The sequence below is a fragment of the Gallaecimonas aegicerasi genome (assembly GCF_045291545.1).
Taxonomy (GTDB): Bacteria; Pseudomonadota; Gammaproteobacteria; order Enterobacterales; family Gallaecimonadaceae; genus Gallaecimonas.
Map to the genome: position 1 here is coordinate 1,785,999 of NZ_CP149514.1, position 23,034 is coordinate 1,809,032.

General features: G+C 56.2%; 19 protein-coding genes and 3 tRNA genes. 9 read left to right on the plus strand and 13 right to left on the minus strand.

The window, feature by feature from the left end; genetic code table 11:
- The first annotated feature begins 45 nt into the window (after nucleotides 1-45).
- Nucleotides 46-1,188 carry an efflux RND transporter periplasmic adaptor subunit gene (locus WDB70_RS08805; RefSeq protein WP_406663491.1) on the plus strand — a complete coding sequence of 381 codons (1,143 nt, stop codon included), beginning with the start codon at nucleotides 46-48 and terminating at the stop codon, nucleotides 1,186-1,188.
- 9 nt (nucleotides 1,189-1,197) lie between these two features.
- Nucleotides 1,198-4,323 (plus strand): efflux RND transporter permease subunit, encoded by a 3,126-nt coding sequence (locus WDB70_RS08810; RefSeq protein WP_406663493.1) that lies wholly within the window; start codon nucleotides 1,198-1,200, stop codon nucleotides 4,321-4,323.
- A 441-nt stretch (nucleotides 4,324-4,764) separates the two neighbouring features.
- Here WDB70_RS08810 and WDB70_RS08815 read toward each other — a convergent pair.
- From WDB70_RS08815 to dnaQ, 5 genes are all read right to left on the minus strand, one after another.
- Nucleotides 4,765-4,841, minus strand: a tRNA-Asp gene (locus WDB70_RS08815).
- Nucleotides 4,842-4,953: 112 nt separating this feature from the next.
- A tRNA-Asp gene (locus WDB70_RS08820) sits at nucleotides 4,954-5,030 on the minus strand.
- A 113-nt stretch (nucleotides 5,031-5,143) separates the two neighbouring features.
- A tRNA-Asp gene (locus WDB70_RS08825) sits at nucleotides 5,144-5,220 on the minus strand.
- 80 nt (nucleotides 5,221-5,300) lie between these two features.
- Complete coding sequence (locus WDB70_RS08830; RefSeq protein WP_406663496.1) at nucleotides 5,301-6,542, minus strand: hypothetical protein; 1,242 nt, start codon at nucleotides 6,540-6,542, stop codon at nucleotides 5,301-5,303.
- On the minus strand, nucleotides 6,530-7,264 hold the full coding sequence (dnaQ, locus tag WDB70_RS08835) for a DNA polymerase III subunit epsilon (RefSeq protein ID WP_406663498.1): 735 nt from the start codon (nucleotides 7,262-7,264) through the stop codon (nucleotides 6,530-6,532). Before dnaQ ends, WDB70_RS08830 begins: the two co-directional genes overlap by 13 nt.
- Before the next feature lie 76 nt (nucleotides 7,265-7,340).
- Between dnaQ and rnhA the strand changes: the two genes are divergently transcribed.
- Entirely contained in the window at nucleotides 7,341-7,805 is a 465-nt protein-coding gene (gene rnhA, locus WDB70_RS08840; RefSeq protein WP_406663499.1) for a ribonuclease HI, read from the plus strand.
- On the opposite strand, the gene WDB70_RS08845 is transcribed toward rnhA, so the two are convergent.
- On the minus strand, nucleotides 7,802-8,521 hold the full coding sequence (locus WDB70_RS08845; protein ID WP_406663501.1) for a class I SAM-dependent methyltransferase: 720 nt from the start codon (nucleotides 8,519-8,521) through the stop codon (nucleotides 7,802-7,804). The two genes, rnhA and WDB70_RS08845, sit on opposite strands and share 4 nt — an antisense overlap.
- 43 nt (nucleotides 8,522-8,564) lie before the next feature.
- Between WDB70_RS08845 and gloB the strand changes: the two genes are divergently transcribed.
- From gloB to WDB70_RS08865, 4 genes are all read left to right on the plus strand, one after another.
- Entirely contained in the window at nucleotides 8,565-9,350 is a 786-nt protein-coding gene (gloB, locus tag WDB70_RS08850) for a hydroxyacylglutathione hydrolase (protein ID WP_406663503.1), read from the plus strand.
- Nucleotides 9,351-9,374: 24 nt separating this feature from the next.
- Nucleotides 9,375-10,985, plus strand: a complete 1,611-nt coding sequence (locus WDB70_RS08855; RefSeq protein ID WP_406663505.1) for a LysM peptidoglycan-binding domain-containing protein — start codon at nucleotides 9,375-9,377, stop codon at nucleotides 10,983-10,985.
- 110 nt (nucleotides 10,986-11,095) lie between these two features.
- Nucleotides 11,096-12,583, plus strand: coding sequence for a S10 family peptidase (locus WDB70_RS08860; RefSeq protein ID WP_406663507.1), 1,488 nt, complete (start codon nucleotides 11,096-11,098; stop codon nucleotides 12,581-12,583).
- A gap of 89 nt (nucleotides 12,584-12,672) precedes the next feature.
- Complete coding sequence (locus tag WDB70_RS08865) at nucleotides 12,673-13,281, plus strand: LON peptidase substrate-binding domain-containing protein (RefSeq protein ID WP_406663509.1); 609 nt, start codon at nucleotides 12,673-12,675, stop codon at nucleotides 13,279-13,281.
- Here the strand turns inward: WDB70_RS08865 and WDB70_RS08870 are convergent.
- Nucleotides 13,227-14,252, minus strand: a complete 1,026-nt coding sequence (locus tag WDB70_RS08870; protein WP_406663512.1) for an AI-2E family transporter — start codon at nucleotides 14,250-14,252, stop codon at nucleotides 13,227-13,229. The genes WDB70_RS08865 and WDB70_RS08870 overlap by 55 nt on opposite strands.
- Nucleotides 14,253-14,348: 96 nt before the next feature.
- Here WDB70_RS08870 and WDB70_RS08875 point away from each other — a divergent pair, with 96 nt between their 5' ends.
- Together WDB70_RS08875 and WDB70_RS08880 are read left to right on the plus strand one after the other, a co-directional pair.
- On the plus strand, nucleotides 14,349-15,245 hold the full coding sequence (locus tag WDB70_RS08875) for a TIGR01777 family oxidoreductase (protein ID WP_406663514.1): 897 nt from the start codon (nucleotides 14,349-14,351) through the stop codon (nucleotides 15,243-15,245).
- Nucleotides 15,246-15,304: 59 nt separating this feature from the next.
- The gene (locus WDB70_RS08880; protein ID WP_406663516.1) at nucleotides 15,305-16,624 is read left to right on the plus strand and encodes a LuxR C-terminal-related transcriptional regulator; all 1,320 of its coding nucleotides are present in this window, start codon (nucleotides 15,305-15,307) and stop codon (nucleotides 16,622-16,624) included.
- Here the strand turns inward: WDB70_RS08880 and WDB70_RS08885 are convergent.
- The 6 genes from WDB70_RS08885 to WDB70_RS08910 form a co-directional block, all read right to left on the minus strand.
- Nucleotides 16,602-17,519, minus strand: a complete 918-nt coding sequence (locus WDB70_RS08885) for a hypothetical protein (protein WP_406663518.1) — start codon at nucleotides 17,517-17,519, stop codon at nucleotides 16,602-16,604. The two genes, WDB70_RS08880 and WDB70_RS08885, sit on opposite strands and share 23 nt — an antisense overlap.
- 50 nt (nucleotides 17,520-17,569) lie before the next feature.
- Complete coding sequence (locus WDB70_RS08890) at nucleotides 17,570-18,046, minus strand: hypothetical protein (RefSeq protein WP_406663520.1); 477 nt, start codon at nucleotides 18,044-18,046, stop codon at nucleotides 17,570-17,572.
- A 109-nt stretch (nucleotides 18,047-18,155) separates the two neighbouring features.
- A complete protein-coding gene (locus tag WDB70_RS08895) occupies nucleotides 18,156-18,458 on the minus strand; it encodes a metal-sensing transcriptional repressor (protein ID WP_406663522.1) in 303 nt (100 codons plus the stop codon).
- Complete coding sequence (locus WDB70_RS08900) at nucleotides 18,442-18,987, minus strand: DUF3365 domain-containing protein (RefSeq protein WP_406663523.1); 546 nt, start codon at nucleotides 18,985-18,987, stop codon at nucleotides 18,442-18,444. The genes WDB70_RS08895 and WDB70_RS08900 overlap by 17 nt, the downstream gene beginning before the upstream one ends.
- Nucleotides 18,984-22,100, minus strand: a complete 3,117-nt coding sequence (locus WDB70_RS08905; RefSeq protein WP_406663525.1) for an efflux RND transporter permease subunit — start codon at nucleotides 22,098-22,100, stop codon at nucleotides 18,984-18,986. The genes WDB70_RS08900 and WDB70_RS08905 overlap by 4 nt, the downstream gene beginning before the upstream one ends.
- Nucleotides 22,093-23,025 carry an efflux RND transporter periplasmic adaptor subunit gene (locus tag WDB70_RS08910; protein ID WP_406663527.1) on the minus strand — a complete coding sequence of 311 codons (933 nt, stop codon included), beginning with the start codon at nucleotides 23,023-23,025 and terminating at the stop codon, nucleotides 22,093-22,095. Before WDB70_RS08910 ends, WDB70_RS08905 begins: the two co-directional genes overlap by 8 nt.
- Nucleotides 23,026-23,034: the final 9 nt, after the last annotated feature.

The window sequence follows — 23,034 nt, forward strand, 5'->3', positions numbered from 1 at the left end:
GTTAGATCACACTTATTTGCACATCGACGGATTTGAGGATACCTCATGAGACAGTACAAGGGAGCGCTGCTGGCGCTGGCTGTTGCCACGGTTATGACTGGTTGCAAACCGTCTTCACAGGCAGGAGCAGGCCAGCAGGGTGGTCGGCCTATGGCCGAAGTGGGGGTTATGACCGTAAAGACCAGCCCACTGACGCTGACCTCGCAGTTACCCGGGCGCGTGCATGCCTACCAACAGGCGGAAATCCGCCCACAGGTTAGCGGCATTATTCTCAAGCGCCTGTTTGTTGAGGGTTCAAAGGTCAGCAAGGGCCAGCCTCTTTATCAAATTGACCCGGCACCTTTTGACGCGAAAGTGGCCAGTGCCGATGCCAGTCTCAGCCGCGCCAAAGCCAGCGCCCACAGCGCCGAGCTGAAACTCAAGCGCTACCAGAAGCTGGCCAAGACCCAGTATGTCAGCCAGCAGGATCTGGACGACGCCCAGGCCGCCTACGATTTGGCCAAAGCCGATGTGCAGGTAGCCAAAGCCGCACTGCATAATGCCAAGATTGATTTGGGCTACACCACTGTCACCTCCCCGATCAGTGGCCAAATAGGCAAGTCCAATGTGACTGCCGGCGCCCTGGTAACGGCCAACCAAAGCCAGGCATTGGCACTGGTGCAGACCCTGAACCCCATTTATGTGGATCTGAGCGAGTCCAGCGCTGCCTTGCTGGCCCAGAAAAACCAGATTGCCAAGGGGCAGTTGCAAGCGACCCATAACGCGGCCGTCACCCTGACGCTATCGGATCACAGCACATATCCACAAAAAGGCGACTTGGAGTTCACCGAAGTGAACGTCGATCCGCAAACCGGTTCGGTGACGCTGCGCGCCCGTTTTGCCAACCCTGACAGTACCTTGCTGCCGGGCATGTTTGTGCGGGCAAACGTTGACACCGGTAATGCCCCTGACGCCATTTTGGTGCCGCAAAAAGCGGTACGACGCAACCCGCGAGGGGAAGCCGAAGTGATGCTGGTCAAAGCCGACGGCACCGTCGCCATCCAGCCGGTAGAAACAGCCGAGTCGGTCGGTAACCAGTGGCATATCGTCAGTGGCCTCAAAGCCGGTGACCGGGTGATCCTTGACGGGCTGCAAAAAGCCCGCCCGGGTACCAAGGTCAAGACCGTGGCCGCCAGTGACAGCCAGTAAGGAGTAGCCATGCCACGCTTTTTTATCGATCGCCCGATTTTTGCCTGGGTGATCGCCATTATCATCATGCTGGCAGGGGTTATGGCCATCAACCGGCTGCCCATCGCCCAATATCCGAGCATTGCGCCACCGACGGTGACCATCAGCGCCACCTACCCTGGCGCTTCGGCAAAAACCGTTGAAAATGCCGTTACCCAGGTCATAGAACAGCAAATGAATGGCCTCGATGGCCTGAATTACATGTCATCGACCAGTGATGCCAACGGCCACGCCACCGTAACCCTGACTTTCAGTGCCAATACCAACCCGGACATCGCCCAGGTACAGGTACAGAATAAGCTGGCTCAGGCCACACCGTTGCTACCTGAAGAAGTACAGCGACAGGGTCTGAGTGTCACCAAGTCGGTACGTAACTTCCTGATGGTCGTCGCTTTCGTATCAGAAGACGGCTCCATGGATAAGTACGACATTGCTGATTATGTAGCGTCCAGTATCAAGGATCCGCTGAGCCGGGTGCCGGGCGTTGGTGAGCTGCAATTGTTTGGGTCACAGTACGCTATGCGGATCTGGCTCGACCCGTTCAAGCTGAAAAAATACGACCTGACTACCTCTGATGTGATCAGTGCCGTTCAGGCCCAAAATGCACAGGTATCTGCCGGCCAGCTCGGCGGTACACCGTCGGTGCCTGGTCAGCAAATAAACGCCACGGTAACGGCGCAAAGCCGCCTGAAAACACCGGCGCAATTTCGTAACATCATTCTGCGCACCAGCACGGACGGCGCTACCGTACACCTGGGGGATGTTGCGCGGGTCGAGCTGGGGTCAGAAAACTACAACTTCACCAGTAACTTTAACGGTTCACCGGCCTCAGGCCTGGGGATCCGCCTAGCCGCTGGCGCTAACGCTCTGGACACGGCTGCCGCTGTTAAAGCCAAGCTGAAAGAACTGTCACAGTTCTTCCCTCATGGCCTCAAGGCAACGGTGCCTTTTGACACTACACCTTTTGTAAAGCTGTCTATCGAAGGGGTGATCCATACCCTGCTCGAAGCCGTGGCACTGGTGTTCCTGATCATGTACCTGTTCTTGCAGAATCTGCGGGCCACCTTGATCCCCACCATTGCCGTACCTGTGGTGTTGCTGGGCACTTTTGGCGTGTTGTCGTTCTTCGGCTACTCCATTAATACCCTGACCATGTTTGCCATGGTGCTGGCTATCGGCCTGTTGGTGGATGACGCCATCGTCGTGGTGGAAAACGTCGAACGGGTAATGAGTGAAGAAGGCCTTTCGCCCAAGGAAGCCGCCCGTAAGTCGATGGACCAGATCACCGGGGCTCTGGTAGCCATCGGCCTGGTGTTGTCGGCGGTGTTTGTTCCTATGGCCTTTTTGACTGGCTCCAGCGGCGTTATTTACCGCCAGTTCTCGGTCACTATTGTTTCGGCCATGGCGCTGTCGGTCTTGGTGGCCATGGTGCTGACTCCGGCCCTGTGTGCCACTTTGCTCAAGCCGGTGAAAAAAGGCCACATGCTCAATGAAGGTGGCTTTTTTGGCTGGTTTAACCGCTGGTTTGACCGCCGCACGCAGGGCTATCAGAACACCGTTGCCGCAATTATCAAGCGCAGTGGGCGCATGCTGCTGGTATATGCCTTGATTGTCGGCGCTGTAGTCTGGTTGTTCAGCCGCACGCCCAGTTCCTTCCTGCCGGATGAAGACCAGGGCGTGCTGTTTGTGCAGGTACAGCTACCGGAAGGTTCGACACAACAGCAAACCCTGAAAGTATTCAAGCAAATTGAGCATTACTTCCATACCAAGGAAAAAGACAACGTCTATTCGGTGTTCTCCATTGGCGGTTTCAGCTTTGCCGGTACTGGCCAGAATATGGGAACGGCTTTTGTGCGCCTTAAAGACTGGAGCAAGCGTACCAAGCCGGGCAGCGATGTACAGTCAGTAGCCGCCCGCGCCATGGGAGCGTTCTCACACATCAAAGGCGCCATGGTCTTTGCCTTCGTGCCCCCAGCCGTGCTGGAGCTGGGCACCGCCAACGGCTTTGACATGTTCTTGGAAGACCGCAACGCCCAGGGCCATGACAAGCTGATGGCCGCACGCAACCAACTACTGGGTATGGCTGCACAACAGCCGAACCTGGTTGCCGTACGCCCCAATGGCCAGGGTGATAAAAGCCAGTATCAGCTGGATATTGACCACACCAAGGCCACCGCTCTGGGGGTCAGTATTGGCGATATCAACAATGTGCTGTCGACAGCCTGGGGCGGCCGCTATGTCAATGACTTCATTGACCGGGGCCGGGTCAAACGGGTCTATGTGCAAAGTGATGCACCCTATCGCATGCTGCCCAAAGACATGAATGACTGGTATGTGCGTAACGATAAGGGAGATATGGTGCCCTTCTCGGCCTTCGCTTCCGGTCATTGGACCTATGGCTCACCCCAGCTACGCCGCTACAACGGCTTGCCGGCGATGCAGATCCAAGGGGCGGCAGCCCCGGGGCACAGCTCTGGTGAAGCCATGGCAACCATGGAATCACTGGTTGGCAAGCTGCCACCGGGTTTCGGCCTGGAATGGAGCGGCCTGTCCTATCAGGAACAGCAGGCCGGCAACCAGGCGCCCAGCCTCTATGCATTGTCGATTTTGGTAGTATTCCTGTGCTTGGCAGCTCTTTATGAAAGCTGGTCAGTGCCCTTCTCAGTACTGCTGGTGATCCCGCTGGGGGTGCTGGGTACTCTGATCGCTACCGATCTGCGTGGTATGGATAACGACATCTACTTCCAGGTAGGGTTGTTGACCATCATTGGCCTCGGCGCCAAGAACGCCATTTTGATCGTGGAGTTTGCCAAGAGTCAGTTTGAAAAAGAAGGCCGGGGCTTAGTGGAAGCCACTTTAGAAGCAGTCCGGATGCGGCTACGGCCCATTCTGATGACCTCCCTGGCCTTTGGCCTTGGTGTGGTGCCACTGGCCCTTTCCACCGGTGCTGGCTCTGGCAGCCGCCACGCCGTAGGTACCGGTGTGTTGGGCGGGATGATTGCCACCACCGTCTTGGGGATCTTCTTTGTGCCGCTGTTCTTTGTGCTGGTTGAAAAGCTGGCTCACAAGCTGACCAAGAAAACCTACAAGCCCTAAGCTGCGCTGCATCGTAAAAAGCCCGCCATGGCGGGCTTTTTTAATGTCTGTCTGACTACAACAAATAACGGGCTACAACAGATAACGGCTACAACAGATAACGGGCGGATACACTAATGTCAGGAAAAGCAGCCTTAGTGACGAGCGCTAAAAACAAGGTGATAGCTCGTACGGTGGACATTGATGGCAGTCAAAAAGACTTCGCCAGACAAGGGCAATTAACCTTGCCTGCCAAACCCCAAAATACGGTGATAACACACAAGCAAATAAGGCCCGAATAGAGCAATTCAGGCAGCTAGTGAGGGAAACACGAGGCAAACACTCAGAGCGCTACTGTCGTTCACCATCGATAAATAGATAAATACCTGCTCAAGATGAGCACGAGACGGTAAAAGTAGGCTTTTTTCTTACACAGTTCTTAAAGAAGGGGGCTTAAATTAGTGGCGGAGTGGACGGGACTCGAACCCGCGACCCCCGGCGTGACAGGCCGGTATTCTAACCAACTGAACTACCACTCCGCACTTAACTGGTTGCCATCACCCGGTTGAACCCGGCAATGTCATGTCACTTTTGGCAAAAGCATTGCCTGCTTTTGCGGTAACAAAACAGCCTTTTGCTACCTGAAATTAGTGGCGGAGTGGACGGGACTCGAACCCGCGACCCCCGGCGTGACAGGCCGGTATTCTAACCAACTGAACTACCACTCCGCACTTAACTGGTTGCCATCACCCGGCTGAACCCGGCAATGTCATGTCACTTTTTGCAAAAGCATTGCCTGCTTTTGCGGTAACAAAACAGCGTCTTGCTACCTGAAATTTAGTGGCGGAGTGGACGGGACTCGAACCCGCGACCCCCGGCGTGACAGGCCGGTATTCTAACCAACTGAACTACCACTCCGCACTTTCTTCGACCAGGGCGTTAACCCCGGCGCGGCGCAAATACTACGTTCGCCCTCGCATTAGCGTCAACACCTTTTCTTAATTTTTTTCATCGATGTCGTCAGGGCGTGACAAATCGAGCAAAAAGTCATCATTTTCTTCAGCTTGCGCCTCATTTTCTGCGGCTTCTGGTGCTTTTTCAGGCACAGTTTGTACCGCTGCTTTAGGCCGCAAACGCCACCAAACAATGCCCAAAATCAGCAGCACTGGCAGGATCAGCCACAACCAGACGAAATATCCCAGTGAGCTTGACTCTGGTGCTGGCTTTGGCGGCGCCGCTGGCACCAAAGCAGCTTTTGAAACACTGCCTTCCACCCTACTCACTTCTGACTCGCCGAGGATCAGCCGCCTTGGCAGTTTAATAAGGTGCTCTTTACCGTCGCGGGTATTGAAACTGACGGTGCCTGTCACCGCAACGTTATGGGAAAAACTGGGCAGGTACCGCAAGGTGCCTTGCCCCTGTTCATCCAGTCGCAAAATGCGATGTACCTGCTGGTTATTGCCCACATGCAAAACCAGTGCAAAACGGACCGAGGTTGGGTCAATGTCATCAACGGTCAGAGCCGCCTGGTAACGCATTGGCGTTAATTCATCGACGGCAGGCTCCGGCGTCAACGCAAACGGCAGTGGGGCCAGAGCCACGGTTTTACTGAAAACGCCTTTATCCAGGCCGGCAGTGTCGGTCAGCTGCCAGCTGTAGTGGCCAGGTAACGGTGGCATCCAGACACTGGCACAATACTGCTCACCCTGTAATAGCAAGGGCTGCTTGGCTGTGCTGGAGAAGCTGAAATTGTCTTCATTTTTGCGATGCTGGCTGGTTAACCAGGTAACACTGTCGACCAGATCAGCTAATTCTGCCGACTTTAACACTCCGGCGCGTTCGGTGATGCGTTGGCATACCTGGGATTTTTCACCAACATAACGGGGCGACGACCACTGGGGTTTGGCAAAACTAACGCCTTGAAAGTCATGCTGCTCTATGACTTCACCGATGGCCTGCCAGGGGCCCAGAGGGGGATGGGGGATATAAACAATATCCAGCTCATCATTGCTGAACCAGCGCACCCCATCAGGATGCTTGGTGGCGTAATACTTTTCCCCCTGAGGGGCGACAAGAATAATGGACGCTGTGCCAGGCTTTCGACGAAATACCTGGTGATAAGGCGCCTGCTCAATACGAAACAGGTTTTTAAGATACTGATTGGTTTCCTTCGGCGCCGCCGGGGCAGCGGCGCTGGCAAAACTGACGGCCAGCAGTACAGCTACGATCAATCGCGCCACAGGCAGCTCCCGCCCTTTTGCGCCACCAGATCCAAGCGCTGTTCATGGGCCTGTATTTCCGCAGCACTGGCGGCCAGTACCGTCAGCGCTGGGCGCGACGCTGACAGGCGACGAATACCACTCTGACCATCGCCTCCTTGCTCACTGGTTGTAGAGACCAGGTTCAGGCTGGTCTGGCCGCCGGTCATGGCCAGGTAAACGTCTGCCAGGATCTCTGCATCCAGCAAGGCGCCGTGCAAGCTGCGGCTGCTGTTGTCGATAAAATACCGCTCGCACAACACATCCAGATTGTTGCGCTTGCCCGGGAACAACCGCCGGGCCATAACCAGGGTATCGGTAATCGAACAAAAGCTTTCGGTCAGAGGTTGTTGTGGCCGCCACTGGCGAAACTCCATATCCATAAAACCGATATCAAAGGGGGCGTTATGGATGACCAGCTCAGCACCATGAATAAACGCTATGAACTCTTCGGCAACATCAGCAAAGCGCGGCTTGTCACGCAAGAATTCATCAGTAATGCCATGAACTTCAATGGCTTCTGGATCTACCGGGCGATCCGGTTGCAGGTAAACATGAAAGTGGCGTCCGGTCAGGCGCCGGTTGATCACTTCCACGCAGCCAATTTCAATGATTTTATGGCCCTGGTAATGAGGGCCGATGTCCTGGTTCATACCGGTGGTTTCGGTATCCAGAACCACCTGACGGTGCTGTTGCTCTACCATGCTATTCCCTGTTTGCTCAGCTGCGCCGACACAGGCACACTGGAAAGAATATTTGCATCTTATCAATGAAAATCCCGTGCCAAAACAGATCACCCTCTTTACTGACGGCTCCTGCCTGGGTAACCCCGGCCCCGGTGGCTTCGGTGTACTACTGCGTTACCAGCAACATGAAAAATGCCTGAGCGGCGGCTACCGCCTCACCACCAATAACCGTATGGAACTGCTGGCCGCCATTAAAGGCCTGGAAGTCCTGAAAGAGCCTTGTCAGATAGACTTGTATACCGACAGTCAGTACGTACGCCAAGGCATTACGCAATGGTTGGCCGGCTGGAAACGCAATGGCTGGCGTACCGCCAGCAAGCAACCAGTAAAAAATCAGGACCTGTGGCAACGGCTGGACACCGCAGCCAGTCGGCACAATATCAACTGGCACTGGGTAAAAGGCCATTCCGGGCACCCAGAAAATGAACGTGTGGATGAGCTGGCCCGCCAGGCCGCCAGTGCTGATGCCCTGGCAGAGGACACTGGCTTTAACGGTTAGTACTCGCCCCAGCGGCCACTGATAGCGCCGGCGACCGGCTTGGCCAAAACTCGCGCCGGGCGCCGTTTTAAGGAAACGGGAGTCATCGGTATGGCTCTTTTAACCGCCACCAGCACATAGCTGCCAGCAGCAAAACGGCCAAAACGGCTGCCCAGCCGCTCTAGCCACTGCGGGCTGTGACGCGACAAAGGGCCATACAACAGCCGCTGATCAGCAATAACTTCAAACCCCAGCAACGCCAGCCAGTCACTAACACGCATCGGGTGGTAGTAGTGACCATCAAAAGGAGCCGCCTGGCGCCACAAGCTGCATAAGCGCAGCAACGACAACGGGCTAAAGCCAGTGAGCACCAGATGCCCCCCTTCTACCAATACCCGTTGGGCCTCCCGCATCAGCTGATGTGGGTCAGTGCTGTATTCCAGGTTATGGGCCATCAGCAGAATATCGACGCTGTTACTTTTCAGCGGCAGTTCTGGGCCATGGCAGCATACAGACCCGCCCGGCCCTAGCTGCCACTGCCGATGAGTGCGCGCAGCACTGGTATCAAAGGCACCGGCCAGCGGCCCCAGTTTCACCAGATAATAGCCATACAACCGCGGCCACCACGGCGCCAGTTGCTGGGCCATCTGGGTAAATAGCCACTCCCCGTCCTTGAGCTCTTGCCAGGATTCGGGCATGGTGGCCGGTTCAAGCTGGGTTAGCGGTCTAAACAGCATGATCGGGGCCTGGTGCTGATTGCCTAAAAATGATGGAGGTAGCATGCCGATATCAGCGTCGATGACTGATCCGGTTTTTGCCATTCCTGCGTTCAAGGATAACTACATTTGGGCGCTGCAGACAGGCCCGAATAGCCTGGCGGTGATTGACCCGGGTGATGCCGCGCCGGTTTTGGCCGTACTGGCGGAACGCCAGGCCCATCTTAGCGCGATCCTGATCACTCACCACCACCGCGACCACACCGGTGGCATTGCTACCTTGCTCGAACACTTTGCTGTGCCCGTCTACGGCCCGGGAGATGAAAACATTGCTGGTATCAGCCAGCCGCTGACAGAAGGTGATCTGGTTCAACTTCAGCACCTTGCGCCTTTGCAGGTACTGCAGGTTCCCGGGCATACTCGGGGGCATATCGCCTATGTGGGCGCCGGCATGTTATTTTGCGGTGACACCTTGTTCAGCGGCGGTTGCGGACGCTTGTTTGAAGGTGACGCGGCAACCATGTATCGCTCTTTACAGAAACTGGCGGCATTAGACGGTAACACCCGGGTTTACTGTACTCATGAGTACACTGCCGCCAATCTGCAGTTTGCCTTGCAGATAGAACCGAACAATCCGGATCTGCAAGCCTATCAGCAGCAAGTTGCCGCCTGGCGCGCAGCCGGGCACACAACATTACCGTCAACTATCGCACGGGAAAGGGCCATTAACCCTTTTTTGCGCACTCAACACGGTGCCGTGCGGGCAGCGGCAGAAGCATTTGCCGGACATGCCTGCCCGACGGACGAAGACGTTTTTTCAGCGCTGCGTCGTTTCAAGGATGAATTCTGACGCGCCCCCGACAAACCAGAATTGATGAAAAAATCTTTACTTGCAATGATGTTACCGGCGTTGCTGGCCGGCTGTCAGATGACAACGCCAACTAGCTCAGCGCCTAGCACAAACCAGACTGACAGCACCGCAGTCACTAAGGCTAAGCCTCCTGCGGATGATGACGATCAAAGCACCGTTGCCGCTGCCGGTAGCGACACTTTGCCCGCTGAGCCAGCCAGCTCTGACGTTGACGTGTTGGCTGACGATAGCGACAACGGTGGTAAAACCATCGCTCCGCTCAATGATCTGTGGGATGTCATCACCCAGGACTTTGGCCTGCAATATAACGCAGACCAACAGCGTATCGCGGTGCAGAAAAAATGGTTTGAAACGCACCCTCGCTACTTAGAACGGGTGTCCAAGCGGGCTGAGCCGTTTTTGTATCTGGTGGTGCATCAATTAAAGCAGGCTGACATGCCAATGGAGCTGGCGCTATTGCCGGTAGTCGAAAGCGCCTACGACCCCTTTGCCTATTCACAGGGCCGGGCCGCCGGTATGTGGCAGTTTATCAGCGGCACCGGTGACCGCTTCGGGCTACAGCAAGACTGGTGGTATGACGGCCGCCGGGACGTACTGGCTTCAACCAAAGCTGCAATTGCCTACCTCAAATATTTGCATCAAATGTTCCACGGTGACTGGCTCAAAGCCCTGGCGGCCTATAACTCAGGTGAAGGCCGGGTGATGCGGGCGGTGGCTTACAACAAGCGTCGGGGCCGCGATACCAGTTTCTGGTCGCTACGCTTACCACGGGAAACCCGGGCTTATGTGCCGCGGTTGCTGGCTCTGGCCGAAATGCTTAAAAGCCCCGAGGGCCGTAACCATTTTCAACCGGTAGCCAATGCGCCACGGCTGGCAAAAGTCACCGTGAAGGACCAACTGGACCTGTCAGTGGCTGCCGAGCTGGCCGGGATCAGTGTCAAAAAGCTGCACGCATTGAACCCCGGCTTTAACCGCTGGGCCACCAGCCCGGATAGTGCCCAGACGCTGTTACTGCCCATTGACAAAGCCGATGCTTTTAAGGCCAAACTGGCTAGCCTGCCCCCGAAAAAGCGCCTGCGCTGGGCCCGCCACAAGGTCAAACGCGGTGACAGCCTGCTGAAAATTTCGCATATTTATGACACCTCGGTAGCGTCATTACGCCGCGCCAACCACATCAAGGGTAATTTGATCCGTGTGGGGCAGGACTTGATGGTACCGCTGTCCGATCAGGCCCTGGCTGAGGGGCGCCCTACCCATGCCGTGAGCAGCCGTAAGGCGGCCATCAGCCATGAAGTTCACTCTGGCGAAAGCCTGTGGACCATTGCCCACCAGTACCGGGTGTCGATTCATGACTTGGCACGCTGGAATGACATGAAAACCACTGACCCGTTGCGGGTCAACCGCAAAATCACCATCTGGCTGGATGGTGAAAAAGGTTCGGGTATTAACCGGAACGTACATTACAAGGTACGCCCGGGGGACTCATTGTCGACCATTGCCCAGCGCTTCAAGGTCTCGGTCAAGGATCTACTCAAGTGGAACCAACTGGATCCGTCGCATTATCTGCAGCCGGGCCAGGTACTGAAGCTGCTGGTGGATGTCACCCGCACCTGAGTTGCCAAGGCCCGCATGACGCGGGCCTTTTGCTGTTTGCCGAATGTGACTTGCAGCAAAGAGCCGAACCGTAATACTGACAACTAACTAACAACAAGAAGGATTGTCTCGTGAGAGCATTATTGATGGCAGCAGCACTGTTAAGTGCGCCTTTGCTGGCGGCCGAGCCCGCTAAAGCCCCAACCACACCGGATATCAAACCGCAAACAGAGGTCACCGCGCACAGCGTGCGGATCCATGACGACCGCATTAAATACCATGCCACCGCCGGTACGCTGATCCTCAAAGATGACAAGGGCCAGCCCAAAGCCAGCTTCTTCTATGTCGCCTATACCAAAGACAATGTCAAAGACACCGCCAAACGCCCTGTGACCTTCGCTTTCAACGGCGGCCCGGGCTCGTCTTCGGTATGGTTGCATCTGGGTGCCTTTGGGCCGCGCCGCATTCAGTTTCCTGATGCCAAACAACCGGCCAATGCCCCTTATGATCTGGTCGATAACGGCGACAGCATTCTTGACAGTACCGACCTGGTTTTCATTGACCCGGTAGGCACTGGCTACTCAAAAGCCCTGGGTAAAGCCAAAGGTAAGGACTTCTGGGGAGTCAAAAGCGACAAAGTGGCCATGGCCGACTTTATTACCCAGTGGACCAGCAAGAATGAGCGCTGGAATTCGCCGAAGTTCCTGGCCGGGGAGTCCTATGGCACCACCCGCGCCGCCGCGGTTGTCGACGAGCTGGAAGGCCGTGGCATGTACATGAACGGGGTAATTTTGGTATCCAGCGTGCTGGATTTCAGTACCGTCGGCTTCAACCCGGGTAATGATCTGCCCTACATCACCTACCTGCCCACCTACGCGGCAACAGCCTGGTATCACAACAAGCTGCCGAACAAGCCCAAGGATCTGCCCGCTTTCTTGAAAGAAGTGCGTCATTTTGCCGCTACTGACTACGCGGCCGCCCTGTTCCAGGGCAGCAACCTCAGCGCCGCCGACCAGCAGCGTATTGCTGAGAAGCTGCACCAGTACACCGGCCTGTCCGTTAAGTACCTGAAAGAAACCAACCTGCGCATCAACATCATGCGTTTTACCAAGCAGCTGCTACGTGACCAGCGCCGCACCGTTGGCCGGCTGGACAGCCGCTTTGAAGGCATTGACCATGACGCAGCCGGTGAAACCTTCGAGCATGATCCGAGCTATACCGCCATACTCGGCCCTTACACTGCAGCCTTTAATGACTACGTACGCCGTGAGCTGAAGTTCAAGGACAACAGCGAATACCAAATCCTCTCCGGCAAGGTCAACATGAGCTGGGACTGGGGCCAAGGTGGCTGGCGTGGTTACACCAACGTCGCCAAGGATCTGCGCCACGCTCTGAGCACCAACACCCACCTGAAAGTGATGGTAGCCAATGGCTACTACGATATGGCAACCCCGTTCTTTGCCACTGAGTACACTTTCAGTCACATGGGCCTAGAGCCGTCTATTGCCAAGCATGTGTCCTTCAGCTATTACCCTGCTGGCCACATGATGTACGTTAACCCGGCCTCCCGGGCCAAACTGAACCAGACTGTTCGCGACTTCATTAAAAACGCTTACTGATAAAAAAGCCCGGCGATGCCGGGCTTTTTATTGATCTGCCAGGGGCAATACAGCGGTATAACGGCATACCTGATATTAAAGGGGTGCTGATGGACATTGCCCAATTTGTACTGGATGCCCGCTTACTGCCCGGTGGCCGCCTGCCACTGCGGGTATTTGAGCCCCGTTATCTGCAAATGGTGGCTGACGCCAGCGCCGGCCGGCGCCCTTTTGGCCTCTGCATGCCCGACCGCCAGAACGCTCCGAATACACCGCAGCGCCTCAGCGCTATTGGTACTTTGGTGGACGTTATCGATTTCGAACCGCTCGCCGATGGTCGCTTGGGGATTATTGTTGAGGGGCGTCAGCGTTACCGCATCGACAGCAGCTATCAGCAGCCGGATAAATTGCATGTCGCACAAGCGACCTTATTGCCGCCCTGGCCCGAACAACCGCTGCATGAACCAGCCAGTGGCCTGGCCAGTCTGCTAGAAGCAGTATTGACAGATCACCCTGAGCTGGCAGCGCTCTATCCGCAACCACAGTTCGCTGATGGTGCCTGGTTGGCCGCCCGCTGGCTGGAGTTACTGCCGCTACCGGCTGCTGATTATCAGCAGCTGGCCGCCGCCCCGGATGCTGATGAAGCCCTGCGTTACCTGCACCGTCAGCTGGATTTATCCTCATCGGCCAAGCGCCCGCCCAGCAACACAGCATACTGAGCCCCTGACGGGCTGGATTCCATGGCAATCTTCAGCACCATGGTCAGAGGCACCGACAGCAACATTCCTACCGTGCCCAACAACCAGCCCCAGAAGACCAAAGACAAAAAAACCACCAGGGTGGAAAGCCCTAACCCGCGGCCCATCAGCCGTGGCTCAACCAGGTTCCCCATCAAGGTATTAACCACCACAAAGCCCAGCGCCGTCAGGCCGGCATGGCCCAGCCCCAATTGCACAAACGCCAGCAAGACTGCCGGGATCGCGGCAATGATTGAACCAATATTGGGAATGTAATTGAGCAAGAAGGCAAAAACCCCCCACAACAGCGGGAAGTCGACCCCCAGACTCCATAACCACAGGCCAATCAACACCCCGGTAGCAAGGCTCACTAATGTCTTGATGGCCAGGTAATGATTGACCGAAGAAAAGAAACGATCGATAGCGTGCACCAGGCTACTGTTGCTACCGACAGCCCGATGAACCTTATGGGGCAAGTCTTCTGCCTCAAAAAGCATGAACACCACGGTCAGCAGGATCAGCAGGAAATTGGTCAGCAGGCCACCGAGACTGGTCAGGGTATTGGCTGCCATACTCATGGCGGCACCGGGGTCTAAAATGGTCTGCAACTGCTGGCGGTCTAGCATAATGTTGTACTGGCTCAGCCACTGCGTCAGCCAGTTGAATTGCTCCAGTAGCCGCGAACGGTACTGCGGTATATTGGCCGAAAAAGCATTCAAAGAACTACCAAGCAACCCACCGAGCATCAGTCCTATCAACACAATCAGGGCGATGATCAACAGTACAGCCAGAGCTCTGGGCCAGCGCCGGCGGGTCAGCCAGCTGACCAGCGGATTACAGCTGATGGCAATAAAGGCCGAAAGCAAAAACGGCACCAGCAGATCAGCGGCGCTTTTGACACCGGCCAGCACAATCACCAGTGCCGCCAGCGCCAGTATCCAGGAGCGAGACATGAAAACGATCCTTTTACACATCAGCAGTCTATATATTGCCAGTGTGGCGAAAAGGCAGGCCAAGAGCAACGCTGGCCGACAAACAGGAGAAGCAACATGACCTCAGCCCGGCTCTTCATGACAGGTGGCACCGGCTTTATTGGCCAAGCGCTGTGTGAAGCTTTGGCTGAGCGCTATCAAATCACCGTGTTAACACGGTATCCAGAGCGTCCCCACTCAGCACTACCGGCGGCAGTTAAACGGGTTAGCCAGGTGCCGGTGTCATTTACAGAGTTTGACGCGGTGATCAACCTGGCCGGCGCCCCTATTGCAGACCGGCGCTGGACTGACGCGCGCAAGCAGCTTTTACTGGACAGCCGCTTTACCCTCACCGAAGCACTGGTCAAGGCCATGGCTAACGGCGCTCCGCGGGTATTTATCAGTGGTTCGGCGATCGGTTATTACGGCGCGCAAAAGGCCGAATTGACGCTGACCGAGGATACGCCCTTTGACAGTGATGATTTTGCCCACCGGCTTTGCCAGGGCTGGGAGCAGCGGGCTCTGGCCGCCACACCGATGACTCGGGTGTGCCTATTGCGTACCGGTTTGGTACTAGGCCACGGTGGCGCCTTAAAGAAAATGCTGCCGGCCTTTCGGCTCGGCTTGGGTGGGCAGATAGGCTCGGGTAAACAGATCATGAGTTGGATAAGCCTGGCCGATATGGTCAGTGCCATTATTTTCCTCTTGGACAACGACCAGCTTAGCGGCGCCTTCAACTGCACGGCCCCGCACCCGGTCAGTAACCGCGCATTCACCGACACACTGGGCCAGTTGCTGCACCGCCCGACTTGGCTGACAGTACCGGCCTGGGCGATCACGTTGCTGCTGGGGGAAGGCGCAACCTTGTTACTCGACGGCCAGAGCGTTCTACCACAGCGCTTAACCGAGGCTGGCTTCTCATTCTTGGACCCTACTCTGGAGCAGGCCTTAGGCAGGATCCTGGCCGCTAACTAGAGACAAGGCTCACTGCCTTTCGCTACACTCTGGGCAGCCCAAGCAGCAGTTGGTAAGTCATGGAGTCACAACTGAGTAAGCGGCAGTGGGAAATCCTGGAATTGGTCAGCAAGGGCTGTTCCAATCCTGACATTGCCCGCCTGCTGAATTTGTCCAGCAATACCGTTAAAACACACCTGTCAAATATCTTGAAGGTGCTCAATGTTGCTAACCGTACCGAAGCGTCGGTCTGGTTTGAGCACCATCATCGGCCGGTTGTCAGCCAGCCACTGAGTTTGTCTGTAGCGGGCGACTCGCGCTTTTTTAAAAAAGGGCTTATCGCAACGCTGACCCAGTGTGAGCTGATCCAGCTGACCGATAACGCCGATAAAAGCTGCTATCAGGTAACACTGCTCGAAGAAAACCATCAGGTGCAATTGCAGCTGCGTTATCAGGAACATGACGGCAATAGCCATCAGCTTTGGCACGGGCCATTCTTTGCGCCGGAGGTGGATACGCAGCTGCAGCAAACCCATTATGCGGCGCTGCTGGTTGCTAAGATGGTTGCCAACCATGTCACGTTGCTGGGCCAACAGCCTCTGACCGGTAGCGGCTTCGATATCCTTTATCAGATTGACCACAAACTGCGCCACCGCAGTCGCAGCAATCTCATGCTGGCACGCCAGCTGCTGACCGAGCAGCTGCAGCAAACACCTGACTGGCCGCTACTGCACTGCTATCAGGTCCAGGTGCTCTATGCCAGCCTCATCGAAGGCTATCTGGAGGATGTGAGCAATCAGGTTCGGGTAATGGCCAACAGCGCCCAGATTGCTTGTAACCTGGCTCCTGACTCGGCGTTATCGCAGCAGGCTTTTGCAATATTCTGTATGGCCACCAGCCAGTTTGAGCAAGCGCTGACACATGTGGAGCTGGCCTTACGCTATAACCCGGCGCTGGAAGTGGCCCTGTTCATGCGCAGCCAGTTGTATGGCCTGACCGGCCAGTTTGAACGGGCCTTGGAAAGCTATGATCATTACCTGGCGATTTTCCCCCAGGGCATCCATTCCGGGCGCAGCCTGGCCGGGAAAGCTCTGGTGTATTACTGGCAGGGAAATTACCAGGAAGCCAAACGGCTGGCCACGAGCGCCATGCTATTCAACCAAACAATACAGATGGGGCTCAGTGCCGTGATGGCCAGTATCGCAGTACGGGAGCAGGATCAGGCCGCCCAGCAACACTGGCTGCAAACCCTGACGACACTCAATGCCGAGTATCCGGAACAGTTGAACAATATGCTGAAAATGGTCGCAGTCGTGATGCCGGCAGAACAGGCGCAGCAATTTAATGCCGACCTGCAAGAGGCCGGCATTTTAGCGCTTATTCCCCGTAGCCAAGCGTAATGTAGCCGACCGCATCAAGGTTGGTGCAGCCATCTTTAAGACACGCCGGCGTCACAAATGCTGTTTGGAAGGCCGAGGCCTTTTTCAACAGGCTACTGCGCGCCGGCTCACCGGCCCGCTTCAATATGGTAACCAGCACTTTCGCGACATCATTGAGCAGCGTGTCACTGAGTTCGGTGGTTACATCCGTCATGAGCTTCAATGCCGGATCTTGCGCAGCCAGCCCTGAACTCACCTCTGCCAGCTCAGTTTCGCCCAGCGCCGCCGAGGTCACCGTCGAAAACTGCTGACGCAGGGCCTTGTAGACATCAGTGTTATTGGCCAAGGTGCCGGCTTTATAGCGCAGCGCATAATCACTGCCAGCGTCATAAAAGGCGGTGGCGACATACTGCGAACAGACAAAATGAGCTTCACCGGGTTTGGCCAGATGCTGGTCAATGACATAAAAAGCATGCTTGAGGAAACGCAGCGCCAAGCGCTCCAGTTCGCCATCCGGCAGCACGTCTTTGAGCGCCAGTAAAATGCCCAGCAATACCAGCCAGGTTTTATCGTATTCGGTACGGCCAATATAGGATTTTGCCGCACTGATCACCGGTTGCAGATCCGGTTGCTGCATACGCCGCACATACCAGCGACCGTATTTGGGGTCGCGCGGGTTGTCGTTGTTGGCGATGTTACGCATACCCACGCCACTGAGGGCATCGTCAATCAGCTGATCATGCTGTTGCGCATCAGGGCCAACGTAAAGGGCCCCATGGCAGACGTCAGAATCGGTCAGCAGCATGATTAATTCATCAAGGTAACGGGTAGGGTTGCTGGGCCGCAGGTCACCAACCATCACCAGTACATCACCCGGCAGCAGATCAGCCAGTACTAATTTTTTTTGCTCTGTCATCGTATTACTGTCCTTGTTGGGGGCTAGCTGCCCCAAAAAGTTGTATCACATCATGGCGACGCAATCAGTACGCCGACATGGTCCTGCTCGGCATAAAGGCCATGGTTGTCCACATCGTCGGCAAAACGCTGTAAAGCCGCCCGGGCACCAGTGCTATAACCGATGGCCAGAACCAACCGTTGATGCGCCGGCAAGGCGTTGTAGTAAACCACTTTTGCCAGGTTATCGCGGACGCCATGGAGCAGTTCAGCACCCGCACTTTCTGGCCCTTCCACCACCACTTCCAGCGCCATCATGGTATCGCCCCGGCGCGCCAGCAGGTTCAGCGCCCAGTCCTGACGGGGCTTGGGATAAGGCACCTGGCGAACAACACCAAAACCCGTTTGCAGAAGCAGAATTTCCAGTTCTTTTTGCAGCCAGGGCTGCCAGCAGCAACCGGCTTTGACCGCTGTTGCGATACGACCGCTGTCAGTCAGTACCAGCGACACCATTTCAGTGAGGTTGAGCGAAGGAGAGAGCACGACCATGAGTCTGTCCCTGAGTTGCGAAATTCAGGTACAGTCTAGGCAGCTATAACAGATGTAACCATCACCCATCCGGGTGAGTCCTGCCACCCGGGGGGATGAAAAAGCAGCGTTATGCGTATTTGGTCAACAGTTTGCGGATTTCAGCCATGCGCTCTTCGGTGTCGGTTGCCGACTCCTCCAACACATTGCCTTCAATGACGCAGGCCATCATTTCAAAAAAGGCCTTGTCCAATGCCTTACGGGACGCCGTCAATTGCTGCATGATTTTGTCGCAGTCGGCCTGCTCACGCAGCAGCTTCTGAATACCGCGCAGCTGGCCCTCAATACGGGCCAGACGCTTGACCATTTTGTCTTGTTGTTCCGGGGTTGGATGCATGGCAAACAAAGGATCAGAGTTAGAGTGGCCGGTCATCTTGCGGATCCTCGCTGCGGTTGTCCAGAGGCAATTGCACCCATACCAGACCACGCAGTTCCCCTAGCTGATAGCCGGTAGCCTGATCATCGGGGTAATACTTGGCCAGTGCCGTTTTCACGGCCGGTTCCGGTGAACCATGGCAAACCAGGCATTGCGCCTGGATCCGCAGCGGTTCGATATAAAAGCGCTTACCATCCACTGCAACCAGCTGCGGCTGCGGCTGTTGCTCCATGGTTTTCAGCAGTACCTGTTGCCAATGCGCTACCGGCGCATTAGCCGGGCTACGGGTACGGGTACCGATACGCCCCAGGGTCACGCCATGGGCCTTACCCAGCTGCTCGGCCAGTACCTTGGCGGAGCCATGACAGACATTGATGCCCGCTACCGGGCCGCCCTCTTGGACGGCCTGCGTGAGCACATGCATCAATGATTGTTTGAACTTACCGGCAACCTGCCGGCCGGTGTCCATGTCATTGGCTGATGCTGCCAACGGCAGCATCAGTAACCACCAAGGGCTGAGTTTCATTGCATTTTCCTCCGCAAAAGTGAGGCATACAGCAACGGGATCACGACCAGCGTCATGGCTGTCGATACCGCAATACCAAAGATCAGGCTAACGGCCAGACCGTTGAATATGGGGTCATCAAGAATAAAGAAGGCCCCCAGCATGGCCGCCACTGCCGTCAGAATAATAGGCTTGGCCCGCACCGCAGCCGAATGGATAACCGCTTCATTGAGCGGTGTCCCTTCAGCAACGGCTTCGCGTATGAAGTCCACCAGCAAGATGGAATTTCGAACGATGATCCCGGCCAAAGCAATCATGCCGATCATCGAGGTCGCCGTGAACTGCGCTCCCAGCATGGCGTGTCCCGGCAAAATACCGATCAGCGTCAGCGGGATAGGCGCCATGATCACCAGTGGTACGCCATGGCTGCCAAACTGGCCAACAACCAGCATGTAGATGAGCAGCAGCCCTACCGCATAGGCGATCCCCATGTCGCGGAAGGTTTCATAGGTGATCTGCCACTCACCGTCCCACTTCATCGAGGTTTTGTCCCAGATGTCCGGCTGCTCGGTGTAGTTCTGCGGCAGCTTGATGTGACCTGCGGCTTCAAACAGGCCATACAACGGGCTGTCGAGCTTGCCGGCCATATCCGCCGTGACATACACCACCGGGCGTAGATCCTTGTGGTAGCGCCATTGTTGAATCGGCACCGTCTTACGCTCAATGACCTCACTGATCGGCACCGCTTTACCACTATTGCTGGTGACGGTCAGCCCTTCGAGCTGGCTCAGTTGCCCCTGCCAGTTAGGCGGCAAACGCAGTTCCACCGGCACCGGCTGCTTCTGGTTTGGCATATCAACGTAGGTAACGTTCATGCCTGCCAGTGCCGTTTGCAGCACCTGCACCACCTGCGCGGGGTTTACTCCCAACAAGGCGGCTTTTTGGTGATTGACTGCCCAGATCTCTTCGCTGTTGTCGGCCACCAGGGTGCTGTCCATATCGACAATCCCCTGGGTATTGGCCAACGCCTTGATCACCTGCTGGGCACCCTCTACCCGCCCCTTTTCAGAAGGGCCGTAGATCTCAGCAACAATGGGCGCCAATACTGGTGGCCCTGGCGGTACTTCAACGATTTTCAGGCTACCGCCGGCCGCTTTGGCAATGGGCTGCAACAACGGCCGAATAGCTAGCGCAATGGCATGGCTGGAGCGAGCGCGGTGATGCTTGTCTTTCAGCGTGATTTGTACATCACCCATATTGGCTCCCTGGCGCAGATAGTACTGACGTACCAGACCATTAAAGCCAATGGGCGCCGCCGTGCCGGCATAGATCTCCGTTGCCACCACTTCGTCAACGCTGTCCAGCTTCTTCGCCATAGCCAGCAAGGTCGCGTTGGTTTTTTCCAGAGTGGTGCCTTCCGGCATATCCAGCACCAGCTTGATTTCGCTCTTGTTATCAAAGGGCAGCATTTTCAGCACCACCGCTTTGACCACCGCCAGCCCCATTACCAACACGATCAGGCCAATCAGACCGAAGCCCATCAGGTAACGCTTTTTACGGCTGGTCAGCAGCGGCGTCATGATCTTGCGAAAGAAATTGGTCAAACGCTCTGAACGCTTGTGCTCATGCGCCTCATCTTTGAGCAGGTGCCGGGCCAGCCAGGGGGTTACTGTCAAGGCAATCAGCAGCGACAGCAGCATCCCCAAAGAGGCGTTGATCGGGATCGGGCTCATGTATGGCCCCATCAGGCCGCTGACAAACGCCATCGGCAGCAAGGCCGCAATGACCGTGAAGGTGGCCAGAATAGTTGGCCCCCCGACTTCATCGACAGCCCCTGGTATAGCGGTTTTCAGCGATTTCCCCATACTGAGGTGGCGGTGGATGTTTTCCACCACGACGATGGCGTCATCGACCAAAATACCGATGGAAAATATCAGCGCAAACAAGGATACCCGGTTGAGGGTGAAGCCCCAGGCCCAGGAAGCAAACAGCGTCATCGCCAGGGTCAGTACCACGGCACTGCCGACCACTACCGCTTCACGGCGGCCAAGGGTGAACAGCACCAGTGCGACAACCGACAAGGTGGCAAAAATCAGCTTATGGATCAGCTTGTTCGCTTTGTCGTTGGCGGTTTTGCCGTAGTTGCGGGTAATTTCCACATTCAGGTTCGGCGGCAGCCACTGTTTTTTCAGGGTATCGAGACGTTGCAACACCCGATCTGCGACCACCACGGCATTTTCGCCGGCTTTTTTGGTGATGGTCAGGGTAATGGCTGGTTTGGCCTTCTTACCCCGGTCACGGGACCAGACATAATTGCTCGGCGTGGTGGAACCTACCTGCACCTTCGCTACCTGAGACAGGCGCACCGGCTTGCCGTTAACAACGGCAACGATGAGGTTTTTCAACGTTGAGACACTGTTGATGAACTCACCGGCCTGCACTGAAATATGGTTACCGCCTTGCAGCCGGTAGCCGGCCTGGCCACTTTGATTCTGACTTTGCAAGGCCTTGGCGACAGCGCTGAGATCCAGCCCCACCCGCGCTAAGGCACTGCTGTCCAAGGTGACATCAATTTGTTCCGGTTCACCGCCGATAATGCCCAGATCCCGCACCCCATGCACATTTTTCAGGGGTTCAGCGAGGGTATCGGCCACTGATTTGAGATCCAGATCTGGGCTGTCCGAAGTCAGTGTCAGCCCCAGGATCGGTACATCATCAATACCACGGGCCTTAACCAGCGGCTGTGAGGTGCCGGGGTGTTTTTGCTCCCATGAAGACAGGCTGTCAAAGAGTTCAACCAGAGCCTTTTGCCGGGCTACACCCACCTTAAATTGCACCGTCACCAAAGCCTGCCCCGGGCGCGACACGGAATAGACGTGCTTAATGCCGCTCATCCGTGAAAAATGCTGCTCCAGCGGCGTTGCCAGTTCATCTTCAACCTGTTTTGCCCGGGCACCGGGAAAAGCCACCATGACATCGGCCATGGTGACATCAATCTGCGGCTCTTCTTCACGGGGGGTGATAGCAGCAGCCAGGATCCCCAGGATCAGGCCAAACAACGCCAGCAGCGGTGTCAGTTGCGATCGCTCGCCCCAGGCCGCCAGGCGGCCCGCCAGCCCCAAGCCTTTACTCATAGGTGATCACCTCGCCGGCATTGAGGCCACTGACCACTTCGACATTGCCGTTTTCACTCATACCCAGGCGAATAGCGCGCCACTGGCCATTTTGCATGCGCACCATGGTCAGCTCGCCCTGATGCCGTACTGCCGCTTTCGGGATCACTAACCCTTGATGCTCACCGGTTTGCACGGTCACGGTTTGCCATTGGCCGGGGATGAGACCACTGTCTTTCGGCAGATTCAGGCGCAACCGGACGGTACCGGTTTGAGAGTCGGCGGTGGGGAATAACAAGAACTTGGTGGGTACAATATTACCAACCCGGGCCCAGTGAAATTCATTGGCGCCTTTGGCCAGTACCGCAGGCAAGTCAACGTGCAGACGCAGCGCCGTTGGATCAAAGCCGCTCATCAGCGGTGTACCCGGTTGCACCATCTCGCCAGGTTCAACCAACCGCTGGCTGACTAAGCCAGAGTACGGCGCTTTGACGGCAGTGTAAGACAGCTGCTCTTGTGCTGACTTTGCCGCCGCAACAGCCGCCCGCAATTGCGCCTTGGCATTGTCCAGGCTGGCTTTGGCCCGGTCGCGCTCAGCCACCGGCAACAACTTGCGTTCAACCAGGCTTTTCACCCGGTCCCACTCCTGCTGGGCCGACAACAGCGACGCCCGCGCTGCCGCTTCCTGGGCTTGAGCCCGAGCCAGGGCCTGGTGCTGCTCAACGGAGGTAATAGTGACAATGGTGGCGCCGGCAGGCACTTGATCACCCACATCCACCAGCACTTTTTCCACCCGGCCGGAAACCTGTGCCGATACGGTGGCACTGTTGGTGGATTCCACCAGCCCCTGCAACTGAATGCGTTCGGCTAGCTGTGCCGGTTCAACGGTGTACTCCGCTGCCATAGCCGGCACAGCCAGTGCCAGCGTCAACCAAAGTCCCTTCATTACGCCCCC

Excerpts from the sequence above, each read along its gene's own strand:
- WDB70_RS08865 (WP_406663509.1), top strand. The coding sequence starts at position 12,673 with ATGGACATTGCCCAATTTGTACTGGATGCCCGCTTACTGCCCGGTGGC.
- WDB70_RS08845 (WP_406663501.1), bottom strand. The coding sequence starts at position 8,521 with ATGCTGTTTAGACCGCTAACCCAGCTTGAACCGGCCACCATGCCCGAA.
- gloB (WP_406663503.1), top strand. The coding sequence starts at position 8,565 with ATGCCGATATCAGCGTCGATGACTGATCCGGTTTTTGCCATTCCTGCG.
- WDB70_RS08910 (WP_406663527.1), bottom strand. The coding sequence starts at position 23,025 with ATGAAGGGACTTTGGTTGACGCTGGCACTGGCTGTGCCGGCTATGGCA.
- WDB70_RS08805 (WP_406663491.1), top strand. The coding sequence starts at position 46 with ATGAGACAGTACAAGGGAGCGCTGCTGGCGCTGGCTGTTGCCACGGTT.
- WDB70_RS08890 (WP_406663520.1), bottom strand. The coding sequence starts at position 18,046 with ATGGTCGTGCTCTCTCCTTCGCTCAACCTCACTGAAATGGTGTCGCTG.
- WDB70_RS08875 (WP_406663514.1), top strand. The coding sequence starts at position 14,349 with ATGACCTCAGCCCGGCTCTTCATGACAGGTGGCACCGGCTTTATTGGC.
- WDB70_RS08885 (WP_406663518.1), bottom strand. The coding sequence starts at position 17,519 with ATGACAGAGCAAAAAAAATTAGTACTGGCTGATCTGCTGCCGGGTGAT.
- dnaQ (WP_406663498.1), bottom strand. The coding sequence starts at position 7,264 with ATGGTAGAGCAACAGCACCGTCAGGTGGTTCTGGATACCGAAACCACC.
- WDB70_RS08855 (WP_406663505.1), top strand. The coding sequence starts at position 9,375 with ATGAAAAAATCTTTACTTGCAATGATGTTACCGGCGTTGCTGGCCGGC.
- WDB70_RS08870 (WP_406663512.1), bottom strand. The coding sequence starts at position 14,252 with ATGTCTCGCTCCTGGATACTGGCGCTGGCGGCACTGGTGATTGTGCTG.
- WDB70_RS08905 (WP_406663525.1), bottom strand. The coding sequence starts at position 22,100 with ATGAGTAAAGGCTTGGGGCTGGCGGGCCGCCTGGCGGCCTGGGGCGAG.
- WDB70_RS08900 (WP_406663523.1), bottom strand. The coding sequence starts at position 18,987 with ATGAAACTCAGCCCTTGGTGGTTACTGATGCTGCCGTTGGCAGCATCA.
- WDB70_RS08810 (WP_406663493.1), top strand. The coding sequence starts at position 1,198 with ATGCCACGCTTTTTTATCGATCGCCCGATTTTTGCCTGGGTGATCGCC.
- WDB70_RS08895 (WP_406663522.1), bottom strand. The coding sequence starts at position 18,458 with ATGACCGGCCACTCTAACTCTGATCCTTTGTTTGCCATGCATCCAACC.
- WDB70_RS08880 (WP_406663516.1), top strand. The coding sequence starts at position 15,305 with ATGGAGTCACAACTGAGTAAGCGGCAGTGGGAAATCCTGGAATTGGTC.